This is a genomic window from Kaistia hirudinis (assembly GCF_014196455.1).
GTDB lineage: Bacteria > Pseudomonadota > Alphaproteobacteria > Rhizobiales > Kaistiaceae > Kaistia > Kaistia hirudinis.
This window is the reverse complement of sequence record NZ_JACIDS010000002.1, coordinates 284,406-298,280: the sequence shown is the minus strand read 5'-3', so window position 1 is coordinate 298,280 and position 13,875 is coordinate 284,406. Positions and strand designations below refer to the sequence as shown.

Sequence of the window (13,875 nt, the reverse complement as noted above, 5' to 3'; positions counted from 1 at the left end):
AAGGGGGTTTGATCTATGAAATTCGGGATGCAGGCGATCATCGTCGGCTTCTTCGCGTTCCTGGCGCTACTGGGCGCCGGATTCGCCGCAGATGCCGCGTTCCGGGCGCATGCCTATGTCTTGTTCCTGCTCCTCGCGACGGGAACGATCTTCCTCTTGAAGGCCGAGGTCGGCGAGGGGCGGACGGTGTCGATCTTCGGCGCCTCGGATGACGGCCCCTATGATGACGGCGTCATCCGCGCCGGCGTCATCGCGACGGCCTTCTGGGGCGTGGTCGGCTTCCTCGTCGGCGTGGTCGTCGCTGCGCAGCTGGCCTTCCCCCATCTCAATTTCGAGCCCTGGCTGAATTTCGGCCGCGTCCGGCCGCTTCATACCTCGGCCGTGATCTTCGCCTTCGGCGGCAACGCGCTGATCGCGACGTCCTTCTATGTCGTGCAGCGGACCAGCCGGGCGCGCCTCTTCGGCGGCAGCCTCGCCTGGTGGGTGTTCTGGGGCTACCAGATCTTCATCGCCCTCGCCGCGACCGGCTATCTGCTCGGCATCACCGAGGGCCGCGAATATGCCGAGCCCGAATGGTATGTCGACCTGTTCCTCACGGTCGTCTGGGTGGCGTATCTCGTCGTCTATCTCGGCACGATCCTGAAGCGGAACGAGCCGCACATCTATGTCGCGAACTGGTTCTACCTCGCATTCATCGTCACCGTGGCGCTGCTGCACGTGGTCAACAACCTGTCCGTCCCGGTCAGCTTCCTCGGCGCCAAGTCCTATTCCGTCTTCTCGGGTGTCCAGGATGCGCTGACGCAGTGGTGGTACGGCCATAACGCGGTCGGCTTCTTCCTGACCGCCGGCTTCCTCGGCATGATGTATTACTTCGTGCCGAAGCAGGCCAACCGCCCGGTCTATTCCTACCGCCTGTCGATCATCCACTTCTGGTCGCTGATCTTCCTCTATATCTGGGCCGGCCCGCATCACCTGCACTACACGGCGCTGCCCGACTGGGCACAGACGCTCGGCATGGTGTTCTCGATCATGCTGTGGATGCCCTCCTGGGGCGGCATGATCAACGGCCTGATGACGCTCTCCGGCGCCTGGGACAAGCTCCGGACCGACCCCGTCATCCGCATGATGATCCTCGCGGTCGCCTTCTACGGCATGTCGACCTTCGAAGGTCCGATGATGTCGATCAAGACGGTCAACTCGCTCAGCCACTACACCGACTGGACCATCGGCCATGTGCACTCCGGCGCACTCGGCTGGAACGGAATGATCACCTTTGGCGCGCTCTACTATCTGTTCCCGCGCCTGTGGAACCGTGATGGCCTCTACAGCCTCCGCCTCGTCTCCTGGCACTTCTGGCTCGCCACCATCGGCATCGTGATCTACGCGGCGTCGATGTGGGTGTCCGGCATCACCCAGGGCCTGATGTGGCGCGAGTTCGATGCGCAGGGATACCTCGTCTACTCCTTCGCGGAGACCGTGGCGGCCCTGCACCCCTACTACCTCATGCGCCTCGTCGGCGGCCTGCTCTATCTCAGCGGCGCTCTGGTGATGGCCTACAACCTCGCCCAGACCGTGCGCGGCGCGAAGAGCGTGCCGACCGCGGCCGGCGTCGTGGCGGCGGAATAGGAGCGCGCCGATGTCCTTCCTCAATCCCAAGAACCTGTTCCTGAACCACCAGGTCGTCGAGAAGAACGCCACGCTTCTGCTGGTGCTCTCCTTCGTCGTCGTGACGATCGGCGGCATCGTCGAGATCGTGCCGCTGTTCTACCTGCAGAACACGATCGAGAAGGTGGACGGCATGCGGCCCTATACGCCGCTGGAGCTCGCGGGCCGCAACATCTACGTCCGCGAGGGCTGCTATGTCTGCCACAGCCAGATGATCCGGCCGTTCCGCGACGAGGTCGAGCGCTACGGTCACTATTCGCTGGCGGCGGAGTCGATGTACGACCATCCCTTCCAGTGGGGATCGAAGCGCACGGGCCCGGACCTCGCCCGCGTCGGCGGCCGCTATTCCGACGAATGGCATGTCGCCCACCTGACCGATCCGCGCGCCGTGGTGCCGGAATCGATCATGCCGACCTACGGCTTCCTGGCCCAGACGCCGCTCGACACGTCGATGATCGCCGGCGACCTCAAGACCAACCGCATCGTCGGCGTGCCCTATACCGAGGACATGATCGCCGACGCGGCGGCGGACCTCCGGGCACAGGCCGATCCGAACATGGATCCGACCGGCCTGCAGGCGCGCTACCCCAAGGCCAATGCGCGCGATTTCGACGGCAATCCCGGCGAGATCACCGAGATGGACGCGCTCGTCGCCTATCTCCAGATGCTCGGCACGCTCGTCGACGTCGACTCCTATACGCCCGCGCCCAGCGCCAAGCAGGATGCAAACCCATGAACTACCACGTGATGCGTGAGTTCGCGGACTCGTGGGGGCTTCTCTTCATGTTCGCGTTCTTCTTCTGCGCGGCGATGTTCGCGCTCTTCCGCCCCAACGCCAAGAAGTTCGCCCGCGACGCGGCAGAGATCCCGTTCAAAGAGGATGAGTCCCATGGCCGATAGGGAAATCGACGAACTCACCGGTACCCCGACCACCGGCCATACCTGGGACGGGATCAAGGAACTCGACACGCCCATGCCGCGCTGGTGGCTGTGGACGTTCTACGCCACGATCCTGTTCGCCCTCGTCTATGTCATCCTCTATCCCGCGATCCCGCTGGTGAGCCGCGCGACGAACGGCGTGCTCGGCTGGTCCTCGCGCGATGCGGTGCGGACCGAGATCGCGACCGCCCAGGCGGCCCAGACGGCCTATCGCGACCAGATCGCGAATGCCTCCATGGACCAGATCATCGCCAATCCCGAACTGCTCCAGTTCGCGACGCGCGCCGGTCGCTCCGCCTTCCTGGTCAACTGCGTCCAGTGCCACGGCTCCGGTGCGCAGGGTAGCGTCGGCTATCCGAACCTGCAGGACGATGACTGGCTGTGGGGCGGCTCGCCCGAGCAGATCCGCACCACGATCGCGCATGGCATCCGCAGCGAGGATCCCGCCACGCATATGTCGGTCATGCCGGCCTTCGGCCATGACGGCATCCTGAAGCAGGACCAGATCGTCAATGTCTCGGCCTATGTGATGACGCTGTCCGGTCTGACGCCGCGCTTCGGCGTGACCTCGGAAGGGGCGACCGTCTTCGCCGACAATTGCGCGAGCTGCCACGGCGTGGACGGCGGCGGCAAGCAGGATGTCGGCGCGCCGTCGCTCAAGGACGCGATCTGGCTCCGTTCCCCGGACCAGAACGCGATCATCGCGCAGATCAACAATCCCAAGATGGGCGTCATGCCCGCCTGGGAGCCGCGTCTCGGCCCCGTCGCCGTGAAGGAACTTGCCGCCTATGTCTATTCGCTCGGCGGCGGAACGGCCACGGCCGCAAGCCAGTAACGGACAAACGCAGATGAGCGTGCAGGAAAGCGTCGACCGGTTGAATGCCGAGGCTGTCAACAGCGCCGGCCGACGCGGGCCGCTCTTCGCGGCGCGGACCAAGATCCACCCCAAGCGTGCGGAAGGTGCCTTCCGCCGCTTGAAGTGGATCATCATGGCCGTGACGCTGGGCATCTACTACCTGACGCCCTGGCTGCGGTTCGATCGCGGACCGCATGCACCCGATCAGGCCGTGCTGGTGGATCTTGCCAGCCGGCGCTTCTATTTCTTCTTCATCGAAATCTGGCCGCAGGAATTCTTCTATGTCGCCGGCCTGCTGATCATGGCCGGTCTCGGACTGTTCCTGGTGACGTCGGTCGCCGGACGCGTGTGGTGCGGCTACACCTGCCCGCAGACGGTCTGGGTCGACCTGTTCCTCGTGGTCGAGCGCTTCTTCGAAGGCGATCGCAACAAGCGCATCGCGCTCGACAAGGCGCCGCTGTCGCTGGACAAGTTCACGAAGCGCAGCGCCAAATATGCGGTCTGGCTACTCATCGCCGTCGCGACGGGCGGCGCGTGGATCTTCTATTTCGCCGACGCCCCGACACTGGCGCGCGAGGTCTTCACGCTGCAGGCGGCCCCCGTCGCCTACATCACCGTCGCCATCCTGACCGCGACGACCTTCATCCTCGGCGGCTTCATGCGTGAGCAGGTCTGCACCTATATGTGCCCCTGGCCGCGCATCCAGTCGGCCATGCTCGACGAGCAGTCGCTCACGGTCACCTATAATGACTGGCGCGGCGAGCCGCGCTCGCGGCACCAGAAGCGCGCGCTGGCGGCCGGCGAAAGCGTCGGCGACTGCGTCGACTGCAATGCCTGCGTCGCCGTCTGTCCGCAGGGCATCGACATTCGCGACGGCCAGCAGATGGAATGCATCACCTGCGCGCTGTGTATCGATGCCTGCGACAGCGTCATGGACAAGATCGGCCGGGATCACGGCCTCATCTCCTATGCGACGCTCGCCGACTACAACACCAACATGGCGATCGCCCGCGGGAACAGCGGGGCGATCGATCCGCGCAATGTCCGCGAGAACGGCACCGGCCCGCTGAAGGCAGGCCTCGCCCATTTCAACTGGCGCCATCTCGTGCGACCGCGCACACTGATCTATCTCGTGCTCTGGTCCGCGATCGGCGTCGCGATGGCCTATTCGCTCGCGACCCGCCAGCGGCTCGAGACTTCGGTCCTGCACGACCGCAACCCGCTCTATGTGCGTCTGTCCGACGGCGGCATCCGCAACGCCTATACGGTCAAGGTCTCGAACATGACCAACCAGCCGCGCACCGTCAGCCTCTCGATCGACGGGCTGCCGGGCGCGACCATAGCCCTGCCCGGGCGCACCGTGGTCGGCAACACGGCCGATATCGCGCTGCCGCCGGACCAGGTCGAGACGCTGCGCCTGCTGGTCGCGCTGCCGCCGGAGGCCGCCAAGGGCGAGCGGCTCGATTTCAGCATTGTCGCGAGCGACGCGACCGCTGGCGAAACCAGCCGCAGCGCCGCCGTATTCGAGATGCCAAAGGAGGATGGACGATGAGCGAGACGGTCGAACGCCGCTTCACCGGCACGCATATGCTGCTGATCATGGTTTCGTTCTTCACGGTCGTGATCGTGGTCAACATCTTCATGGCCTATTCGGCGACGTCCTCCTTCGCGGGTCTCGTCGTCGAGAACTCCTATGTCGCGAGCCAGCACTTCAACGAGAAGCTGGACGCCATGCGCCGCCAGTCCGCGCTCGGCTGGAAGGTCGATGTCGCCGTGCGCGAGGATGCGGTCGTCGTCGATGCCCGCGACAGCCATGGCACGCCGATCCGCGGCGTGATCGACGTCGAGATGACCCGCCCGACCACCGATCGCGACGATCATGAACTGAAGGGCGAGGCGAACGGCTATGGTCCCGTCAGCATGCCGACAAGCCTGACGTCCGGCTCCTGGGATGCGACGGTGACGGTCACGGCGGACAGCGGCGAGACCTATCTCTCCACCCATCGCGTGATCCTGAGCGACACGCCGGAGGCACGTCCATGAGCACCTGCTGCGCGCCGGGCCTTGGATCTGAGGATGCTGTCCAGATCGAGGAAGGCCGTCTGCGCGCGGAGGAATTCGTCCGGTCCGGCCGCGACGATGGTCACGGGCTGACGCACTACATGCTGACCGTGCCGTCGATCCATTGCGCCGACTGCATCGTGAAGCTCGAGAACGCGCTGACCAAGACGCCGGGCGTCTGCCAGGCCCGGGTCAATTTCTCGACCCGCCGCGTCGCCGTCGCGGCGTCGGCGGCGCTGGCCGATCCGTTCGAGATCGTCCGCACGGTGGAGAAGCTGGGCTATCCAGTCCTCGTCGGGACGGCGAACGACAATGGCCGCGACCCCGTCCTCGCCGGCCTGATGCGTGCGCTGGTCGTCGCCGGCTTCGGCGCGGCCAATGTCATGCTGCTGTCGGTCTCGATCTGGGCCGGCGCCGATCATGCGACACGCGCCCTCTTTCAGCTGATTTCCGGCCTGATCGCGGTGCCGGCCGTCCTCTATGCCGGGCAGCCGTTCTATCGCTCGGCCTATGGCGCCCTGCGTCGCGGGCAGCTCAACATGGACGTGCCGATTGCGATCGGCGTCTTGCTGACGCTCGGCAACAGTTTCTACGAGGCGACGATCGGCGGCGGCGAGACCTGGTTCGAAGCGCCGGTGATGCTGATCTTCTTCCTGCTGGTCGGCCGTGTGCTCGACCATGTCATGCGCGAGAAGGCGCGGAGCGGCATCAGCAATCTGAGCCGTATCGCGGCGCGCGGCGCGATCCGCATCGGCGCCGACGGCGCATCCAGCTTCATCTCGGTCGAGGAGATCCGGCCGGGCATGGTACTCGAGGTCGCGGCCGGCGAGCGCTTCCCGGTCGATGGCGTGATCGCCGCCGGCCAGGCGAGCGACATCGATCGCTCGCTCGCGACCGGCGAGAGCCTGCCGGTTCCGGTCCGCGCCGGCGACAGGATCGAGGCCGGCGCGCTGAACCTCTCTGCGCCGGTGCGCATGGAAGCCACGGCCGATGCCGAGCACAGCCTCATCCAGGAGATGATGCGGCTGATGGAGGCGGCGGAACAGGGCAAGGCCTCCTATGTGCGCCTCGGCGACCGGATTTCGTCGATCTACGCGCCGTTCGTCCATCTCGCCGCGGCGCTGACCTTCGCCGGCTGGATGCTGACCGGCCACAGTGCCCATGCGGCGTTTTCCGCCGCGGTCGCCGTCCTTATCATCACCTGCCCCTGCGCCCTCGGCCTCGCCGTGCCGGTGGCGCAGGTCGTCGGCGCCGGCCTGCTGCTGAAGCGCGGCATCCTGGTGCGCACCGGATCCGCCTTCGAGCGCATGGCGGAAGCCAAGGTCGTCGTGTTCGACAAGACGGGCACGCTCACGCTGCCGACGCTCGCCCTCGACCAGCAGACCGGCGATGCGGATCTCGCCCGCATGGCGTCGCTCGCCGCGCGCAGCCGCCATCCGCTGTCGGTCGCGATCGCGGCGGAAGCACGGCTCCGCGGTATCGTGCCGCCCGAGGCGACGGAGGTCGTCGAGCGGCCGGGCTTCGGCATGGAGGGACGGATCGGCGGCCTGCCCGCGCGGCTCGGACGCCGCGACTTCGTGCAGGCGATCGCCGCGGACGAGGACGAGGCCGGCACGGGCGATCTCTGGTTCGCCATTGGCGGCGCGCGGGCGACGCCCATCCGCATGCGCGCGGAACTGCGTCCGGGCAGCGAGGCGGCGATGCAGGCCTTCGACCGCGCCCGCCTGCCGCGCTATCTCCTCTCGGGCGACGCCCCCGAGCCGGCCGCTGAAGTCGGCGCGCGCCTCGGCTTCTCCCCCGATCATGTCGGCGCACGGGTCAGCCCGGCCGGCAAGGCCGAGCGGATCGCGCAACTGGAGGCCGCGGAGGGCCCGGTTCTCTTCGTCGGCGACGGCATCAACGACGCCCCTGCGCTCGGCGCGGCGCATGTCTCGATCACGCCGGCAGACGCCTCCGAGGTCGGCCGCGCCAATGCCGACTTCGTCTTCACCGGCCGCTCGCTCACGGCCGTATCCGACAGTCTCGTCGTCTCGAAGGCCGTGCTCGCCTGTGTGCGGGAAAACATGGCGCTCGCCATCGGCTACAACATGATCGCCGTGCCGCTCGCCGTGATCGGCCTCGTCACCCCGCTCGGCGCCGCCATCGCCATGTCGACCTCGTCGCTGATCGTCGTCGGCAATTCGCTGCGGCTGCGGCTGAAGCTCAGGGACGAAGCAAAGGTCTCCGCCCCGCCGGCGGCCGCCTATCGGCCGGAGGTGCGGTTCGGATGAACAATCTGCTGTTCCTCATCCCGATCGCGCTCGGCCTCGGCGCGCTCGGCCTCGCCGCCTTCCTGTGGGCCTATCGCAGCGGCCAGTTCGACGACCTGGACGGCGACGCGCTGCGCATCCTGACGGACGAACCGCCGCCGCAGGACAAGCGCCCGCGCTAATACGCGGTCGCGCACGGCGTTGACCGACGTCCTCTTCTCACGCGGATCCGCACCGCCCTGCCCCCGCCTATCGTGCGGCGTTCTCTCGCAGAAATAGCTTCTCACGGGCATTTTCGGGAAATCGTGCCCCAAGGGCCGCGCTACTTGACAGCCTGCACGACGTCGATGGTATAGCGCCTCGCACCCGGGAGCACGAACGCATGAGCAACGCGGCCCAGATCTATCTGAAGGCGGCCCAAGACCTTCTTTCGACGGCAGCGCAGACGCAATCGGACGCGATCCTGCGCGCTGCCGCGCTCTGCACCGAGGCGATCGCCCGCGGCGGCGTCATCTACATCTTCGGCACCGGCCATTCGCATCTCATGGCCGAGGAAGGACATTTCCGCGCCGGGGGGCTCGCCTGCGTGGTGCCGATCCTGTCGACGACCGTCATGGTGCATGAGGGCGCGATCGCCAGCACCAGGATGGAGCGCATGTCCGGGCTCGCCGACGTGATCCTTGCCCGCTATCCGCTCGGCGCTGACGATGCGCTGTTCGTGTTCTCGACCAGCGGCGTCAATGCGGTGCCCGTCGAGGCCGCCCGCTATGCCCGCACGCAGGGCACGCCGGTGATCGGCGTCACCTCGCTTGCCTATTCGACCGCCGCCGCCAATGGCCGCCAGCGCCTCGCCGATGTTTCCGACGTCGTGATCGACAGCGGCGCGCCGGCCGGCGACGCCGTCGTTCCCATCGATGACGAGGTTTCGGCCGGTCCCGTCTCGACGCTTCTCGGCGCGGCGATGCTGAATGCCGTGCTGGTCCAGGCGGCTGCCGATCTCGCCGAGAGAGGTCTCGAAGCCCCTGTCTATCGCAGCGCCAATATGCCGGGGGCCAACGAGCACAACAAAAGGCTCGTCGAGAGATATCGCGCGCGCAACCCCCACCTTTGATCCTTCAGCAGGATCAGGGAGAGCCCGCGGTAAGCATGCCGGCAAATCCGCGCGTGGAACCAATCACGGGCGAGACGGTTCAATGGGAGCTTTGGTAAGATGCCGAAGAGCCCGACCCGGCGGGTCAGGGCCGCTCTCGAGGAACTGACACCATGAACATCTCGCCCCGTCTTCGTTCAGCTGCGGTTGCCGTCATCGCCGGCCTGGCCGTCAGCGCCGCCAGCGCGGCGCACGCCGATACCGGCACGATCCGCTTCGCCGTCTACAAGGCCGCCTTCTTCATCGGCGGCTCGGGCGGCGAAGGCACGTTGACCTTCAAGGGCCGCAATTATCCCATTGCGATCGCCGGCCTTTCGGGCGGGCTCGCCTTCGGCGCGTCGAAGACCTACTTCCAGGGCAAGGTGCGCAATATTCGTCGCGCGTCGGACGTAGCCGGCGTCTATGCGGCGGCGGGCGGCGGCGGCGCGGCCGTCAAGGGCGGTCAGGTGATCGTCATGACCAACGAGAAGGGCGCGCAGCTCGAACTCACCGGCAAGCAGGTCGGCCTCCAGATCAATGTCGATCTCAGCGGCATGGCCATTTCGGTGAAGTAAGTCCCCCGAACGTCGAGCCATCCGACGTTACGACGCAGGACTTTCCCAGGCGTCCGGCCGCAGCCGGACGCGCTGGTCAGAGGACTTGCCCCCTTGGCCGACCTCGCGCGCCTCCTCGGAGTATGGCGCGTCGCCGGCCAGGGCGCCTTCGGGCATCGCGCCGACGGCGGCCCCGGGAAGCCACGACGCCAATGCGCTCCGCCCCGTATCGGTCAACGCGTAGACGCCACGCGCCGAGCGCTCGAACCAGCCATAGACATTGCGGCGAAGAATCTTCTGGGCGTCGGGGAACGACGGCTTGAGGTCACGCGGCCTTTGCGGCGACGACGCCATGGCGGCGGCACAGGCGAGTGCCTGCTGTCGATAGGCTGTCATGATTGGCTTCCGGGTCCCGCCGCCGGCGACAGGATCGCCGCTGCGCCGCTTGTGCTCTTCCACCAGACGCGAGCGCCGGCGCAAATCCTTCCGCGGCATCGGTGCGGTCGGAGAAACGAGGATCTCGACGGCGCCCGATGTCGCAACGCCCAGCAAGCCGAAGCCGAGGCGGCGACAGAGATTGCGATAGCGCGGATCGCTCTCCCGCCCCTTCCCCCGGATCGAAAGCTGAGCCGCCAGCCAGATCTCGTCGCCCATGGTTGCCCGGTCGACGCCCTGAAGGATGAGTTCGAGATTGAACGCCAACTTCAGTTCGCAGATCACCACCACCGCGGGATCATCATCCCTCAGAGCGACAATATCGCAGTGCCCGACCTCGCCTTTGACGGTGTAGCCGAACTGCTCCAGGAAGCGTTTGACGGGCTCATAAAGGGACGTCTCCACATCGCGCCTCCGGTTCGGACCGCACCGAACATGACCCGCCAGTGGTTTAGGAGCGGCAAACAGGGGTTTAGTTCTGCTCGATGGCGGCTCGACGCAGCTTCACCGAGGGACACTCCGCCTCTCGCACCTTCGGACAACGCGCAGCACGAGTCGGACAGGAGCCCAGGTTGGATACACGGCCTGTGGCTTGATGCCATGCGACTTGCCCCGGATCGGGGGACGGTGCAGCCTGCTTTTGGCGCACGGCAAGCGGAGGAAACCAGATGGCAGACACCGAGAAGGTCATGGGACCGGCGAGCTACTTTCCCTCGATCGAGAAGACATACGGCCAGCCCATCGCGCATTGGAAAGCTCTGATCCGCGCGCAATCGGGGCTGACGCATATGCAGCTCGTCGCGTTCCTCAAGGAGAGGCACGGGCTCGGCCACGGCCATGCCAATGCGCTGGTGGCCCATACGCTGGCCGAGGACCGGAAGGCTTAGGACGGGCGGAACGATGCCTCCGGGGCTCGCTCCGCTGTCATTGCCGGGCTTGACCCGGCAATCCAGCGCTTGCTGCCCCGCCGCGAAAGACGGTTTGCGAGAAAAGGAAAGTCTGGATTGCCGGGTCAAGCCCGGCAATGACAAGCACTGTGCTGCGTTCGGCTCAGCGCGAGAGGGCGGTGGCTGCGCATTCCCCTCGGCGGAAAAAGCCTATACGAAACAGCCGCGACACACCCTTTGCGGACTGATCCCATGCCTCTTCCCGCCGTGCTCGGCATCGATATCGGAACCTCTTCCGTCAAGGCCGTTCTGGTCGATCAATCGGCGCGGGTGATCGCGGGTGGGCGGGTCGCCTATGCGACGGCGCAGCCGGGACCGGGGCTTTCCGAGCAGCGGCCGGAGGATTGGCGCGAGGCGGCGATCGGGGCGGTGCGCGCGGCGCTTGATGCGGCGGGTGATGTCGCCGTCGCGGCGATCTCGTTCTCCGGCCATATGAGCGCGCCGGTGCTGGTGGGCGCCGATGGCACAGCGCTCGGGCCCTGCCACACCATCACCGACCAGCGCGCCGCCGCCGAGGCAGATTGCATCGCTCCGGCGCTGGCGGATGCTCTGGCGCGGCGCACCGGCAACCTGCCCGGAACGCATCTGACGCTGCCGAAGCTGATGTGGTGGCGCGATCATGCGCCGGAGGTCTGGGCGCAGACTGCCGCGATCCTCGGGCCGAAGGACTGGCTGCGCCTCTGGATGACCGGCGATGTCGCGAGCGATCCGACCGACGCCGGCAATTCCATGCTGTTCGAGGCCGGACGCTGGGGCTTCGCGGAGGATCTGGCCGCAGCCGCTGGCATCGCCTTCGACAAGCTGCCGCGGCTGCGCGAGACCGACGCGATCGCCGGCCCGCTCCTGCCGGGGCCAGCGGCGGCGCTGGGGCTGCCGGCCGGCATTCCCGTGGTCACGGGCGCGGCCGACATGCCGGCCATGCTGCTCGGCGCGGGCATGGACCTTGCCAGCGACATGTCGGTCACCATCGGCACCAGCGCGAACGTCATCGCCGGCCTGCCGGGGGTGGAGCCGGCGCTGGTCGGGCGCATGAACACGCTGCCCTATCCCGAGGGACCCCAGCTCTACGCCATCGCCTCGCATTTCGGCGGCGGCGGCGCGATCGCCTGGCTGACCGCGCTGCTCTCCGGCGCGGCGCGGCCAGACCCGGCCTTCATCGCGCCGATCGCGGAAGAGGCAGCGCGGGTCCCGACCGGCTCGGACGGGCTGATCTTCCTGCCCTATCTCTCCGGCGGCGGCAGCCCGACCTTCGACAATGCGGCCCGCGGGGCCTTTCTCGGCCTCTCCATGGCGCATGGCCGCGCGCATATGCTGCGCGCGATCCTCGAAGGCGTCAGTGCCGATGTCGCCGCGAGCCTCGATCTCCTCGGCGCCATCGCACCGCGCAGGCGCATCCTTTTTTCCGGCGGCGGCGCGCGGTTGCCCTTCTGGCCGCAGCTTCTCGCCGATATCAGCGGCCTGCCGGTCGTCAGCGCCTCGGTCGCCGATGCCTCGACGCTCGGGGCGGGACTGATCGCGGGCGTCGGCATCGGCTGGTTCGGCGGCAGCCTCGCCAGCGCCCGAAAGCTCGTCGCACCGCAAGGCCCGGCGACCGAACCGCGGTCGAGTGCGGAGACCGCCGAACTCCGTCGCCGTTTCGATAAGGCGAAGGCCGCGCGCCGGCCGGATCTGCTGGCGCCTCAGCCCCTCGTCAGCGCATAGCCCTTCTTCAGCCAGAGCGGCGGCAGCACGAGCGGGATCGCGGAGAGAAGCAGGACATTCTCCTTCACCGCGACGCCGATCTGGTCGCGCACGAAGGCACGCCGGGCCTCGAAGCGGGCGGCGACCTCGGGATGGCGCGCGGCGATCTCGGCCTTGAGCGCCGCATCGGCGAAGGTGACCGGATCCTCGCAATTGAGTGCCCAGCCGGCCGGCATCGGCGCGGGGATGATGTCGATCTGGAACGGCATGCCGGAGGCGATCTTCTCGCTCGAGCCGGGGCAGATCGGCGAGTTCATCCACTCGTCATGGCCGGTGAGATGGCCCGGATTGAGCGCCGGGCGGAGGCCGCCTGCGGCGAGCGTCGAGACGACCGCCTCGTGGATCGCGCCGCCCTCGACGCCGATATCGGCGGTCTCGTACCAGGCGAGCAGGCCCTTGAAATAGGCGCTGGCGACGGCGACGAAATCCTCGTCATGATCGCTGACCAGGCCGGCGCGGGCGGTCAGCCCACCCCAGAAGCTGACCGCCGTGGTGACGCCGTCGCCGCGCGCCGCCTGCCGCGCGGACGGGCTCTTGAGGCCGATCACCGGCCGGGACGCGTCACCGGTCGTGAACATCGGGTGGCAATTCATCGGCTCGCCGGCATAACCCATGCGCGAGGCGGCGAGGAGCTCGTTGTCGCCGAGCGTGAAGCCGGAGACGATGCGCCAGACGGCGAGCGAGGCGCGGGTCGCGGCCCATTCCGCCTCGGCGATCTGGTCGGCGTCGACGACGGCGCGGAGGCCATGCGTCGGATGCATCAATACATGCGTCGCGTCCGTGATCGCGCCGGCGACCAGCGCCAGGCTGTCGACCACATAGGCCGGAACGAAGAAGGTCGGCTTCGGTCCATCCCACTCCTCCGGCACGACATATTTCCACCCCGCGAGGCCGATGCTGTCGCCCTTGCCGATGCCGAGCTCGCGCAACACGGCGGCAAGGTTCGGCTTGAGGCTGCGATCCTGCGCCATCAGGCTCAGCGCCTGGCAGAGCCGGACCGAGACGTCGGGGAGGCCCGCGATCGGCGCGTAGTCCATATTCTCGTTGCCGGCGACGATGATGCGTTCGCCCTTCGGCCCGAGCAACAGCAGCGCCTCCTCGAAGCGCGGCTCGAAGCCGGTCAGGAAGACGATGTTGGCGAAGTGCTCGCGGTCGGCATAGACGACGAGCCAATCCGTCCCGGCCGCCGCACGGGCCGCCTCGGCCCGCCCCGCATAGGTCTGCGCGGGGATGAGCGGGCGCGCGAGCGGGGTGCCGAAATCGGGAAGGGTGATGGGGCGGAGCGCTATCGACATGGGGT

The 13,875-nt window shown here is 67.4% G+C and carries 14 protein-coding genes; 12 read left to right on the top strand and 2 right to left on the bottom strand.

The window, feature by feature from the left end; genetic code table 11:
• Positions 1–15: 15 nt before the first annotated feature.
• The 10 genes from ccoN to GGR25_RS06455 all read left to right on the top strand — a co-directional run bounded on the left by ccoN (position 16) and on the right by GGR25_RS06455 (position 9,474).
• The gene (gene ccoN / locus GGR25_RS06500; protein WP_183397952.1) at positions 16–1,626 is read left to right on the top strand and encodes a cytochrome-c oxidase, cbb3-type subunit I; all 1,611 of its coding nucleotides are present in this window, start codon (positions 16–18) and stop codon (positions 1,624–1,626) included.
• A gap of 10 nt (positions 1,627–1,636) precedes the next feature.
• Positions 1,637–2,401, top strand: coding sequence for a cytochrome-c oxidase, cbb3-type subunit II (gene ccoO / locus GGR25_RS06495; protein WP_183397951.1), 765 nt, complete (start codon positions 1,637–1,639; stop codon positions 2,399–2,401).
• Entirely contained in the window at positions 2,398–2,565 is a 168-nt protein-coding gene (locus GGR25_RS06490) for a CcoQ/FixQ family Cbb3-type cytochrome c oxidase assembly chaperone (RefSeq protein ID WP_183397950.1), read from the top strand. The genes ccoO and GGR25_RS06490 overlap by 4 nt, the downstream gene beginning before the upstream one ends.
• Positions 2,555–3,439 carry a cytochrome-c oxidase, cbb3-type subunit III gene (gene ccoP, locus GGR25_RS06485; RefSeq protein WP_183397949.1) on the top strand — a complete coding sequence of 295 codons (885 nt, stop codon included), beginning with the start codon at positions 2,555–2,557 and terminating at the stop codon, positions 3,437–3,439. Before GGR25_RS06490 ends, ccoP begins: the two co-directional genes overlap by 11 nt.
• 13 nt (positions 3,440–3,452) lie before the next feature.
• A complete protein-coding gene (gene ccoG / locus GGR25_RS06480) occupies positions 3,453–5,012 on the top strand; it encodes a cytochrome c oxidase accessory protein CcoG (RefSeq protein WP_183397948.1) in 1,560 nt (519 codons plus the stop codon).
• The gene (locus GGR25_RS06475; protein ID WP_183397947.1) at positions 5,009–5,503 is read left to right on the top strand and encodes a FixH family protein; all 495 of its coding nucleotides are present in this window, start codon (positions 5,009–5,011) and stop codon (positions 5,501–5,503) included. Before ccoG ends, GGR25_RS06475 begins: the two co-directional genes overlap by 4 nt.
• Positions 5,500–7,791 (top strand): heavy metal translocating P-type ATPase, encoded by a 2,292-nt coding sequence (locus GGR25_RS06470; RefSeq protein ID WP_183397946.1) that lies wholly within the window; start codon positions 5,500–5,502, stop codon positions 7,789–7,791. The genes GGR25_RS06475 and GGR25_RS06470 overlap by 4 nt, the downstream gene beginning before the upstream one ends.
• Entirely contained in the window at positions 7,788–7,952 is a 165-nt protein-coding gene (gene ccoS, locus GGR25_RS06465; RefSeq protein WP_183397945.1) for a cbb3-type cytochrome oxidase assembly protein CcoS, read from the top strand. The genes GGR25_RS06470 and ccoS overlap by 4 nt, the downstream gene beginning before the upstream one ends.
• A gap of 200 nt (positions 7,953–8,152) precedes the next feature.
• Positions 8,153–8,881 carry an SIS domain-containing protein gene (locus tag GGR25_RS06460; protein WP_183397944.1) on the top strand — a complete coding sequence of 243 codons (729 nt, stop codon included), beginning with the start codon at positions 8,153–8,155 and terminating at the stop codon, positions 8,879–8,881.
• A 152-nt stretch (positions 8,882–9,033) separates the two neighbouring features.
• Positions 9,034–9,474: a lipid-binding SYLF domain-containing protein gene (locus GGR25_RS06455; protein WP_183397943.1), complete on the top strand. Its 441-nt coding sequence runs from the start codon at positions 9,034–9,036 to the stop codon at positions 9,472–9,474.
• Positions 9,475–9,501: 27 nt separating this feature from the next.
• Here the strand turns inward: GGR25_RS06455 and GGR25_RS06450 are convergent, their stop codons facing one another.
• The gene (locus GGR25_RS06450; protein WP_183397942.1) at positions 9,502–10,293 is read right to left on the bottom strand and encodes a DUF2161 family putative PD-(D/E)XK-type phosphodiesterase; all 792 of its coding nucleotides are present in this window, start codon (positions 10,291–10,293) and stop codon (positions 9,502–9,504) included.
• 263 nt (positions 10,294–10,556) lie between these two features.
• On the opposite strand from GGR25_RS06450, the gene GGR25_RS06445 reads away from it, so the two are divergent.
• Together GGR25_RS06445 and GGR25_RS06440 are read left to right on the top strand one after the other, a co-directional pair.
• Positions 10,557–10,775, top strand: coding sequence for a DUF4287 domain-containing protein (locus GGR25_RS06445; RefSeq protein ID WP_183397941.1), 219 nt, complete (start codon positions 10,557–10,559; stop codon positions 10,773–10,775).
• Positions 10,776–11,027: 252 nt separating this feature from the next.
• Entirely contained in the window at positions 11,028–12,536 is a 1,509-nt protein-coding gene (locus GGR25_RS06440; protein ID WP_183397940.1) for a xylulokinase, read from the top strand.
• On the opposite strand, the gene GGR25_RS06435 is transcribed toward GGR25_RS06440, so the two are convergent.
• Complete coding sequence (locus tag GGR25_RS06435; RefSeq protein ID WP_183397939.1) at positions 12,515–13,870, bottom strand: M24 family metallopeptidase; 1,356 nt, start codon at positions 13,868–13,870, stop codon at positions 12,515–12,517. The two genes, GGR25_RS06440 and GGR25_RS06435, sit on opposite strands and share 22 nt — an antisense overlap.
• Positions 13,871–13,875: the final 5 nt, after the last annotated feature.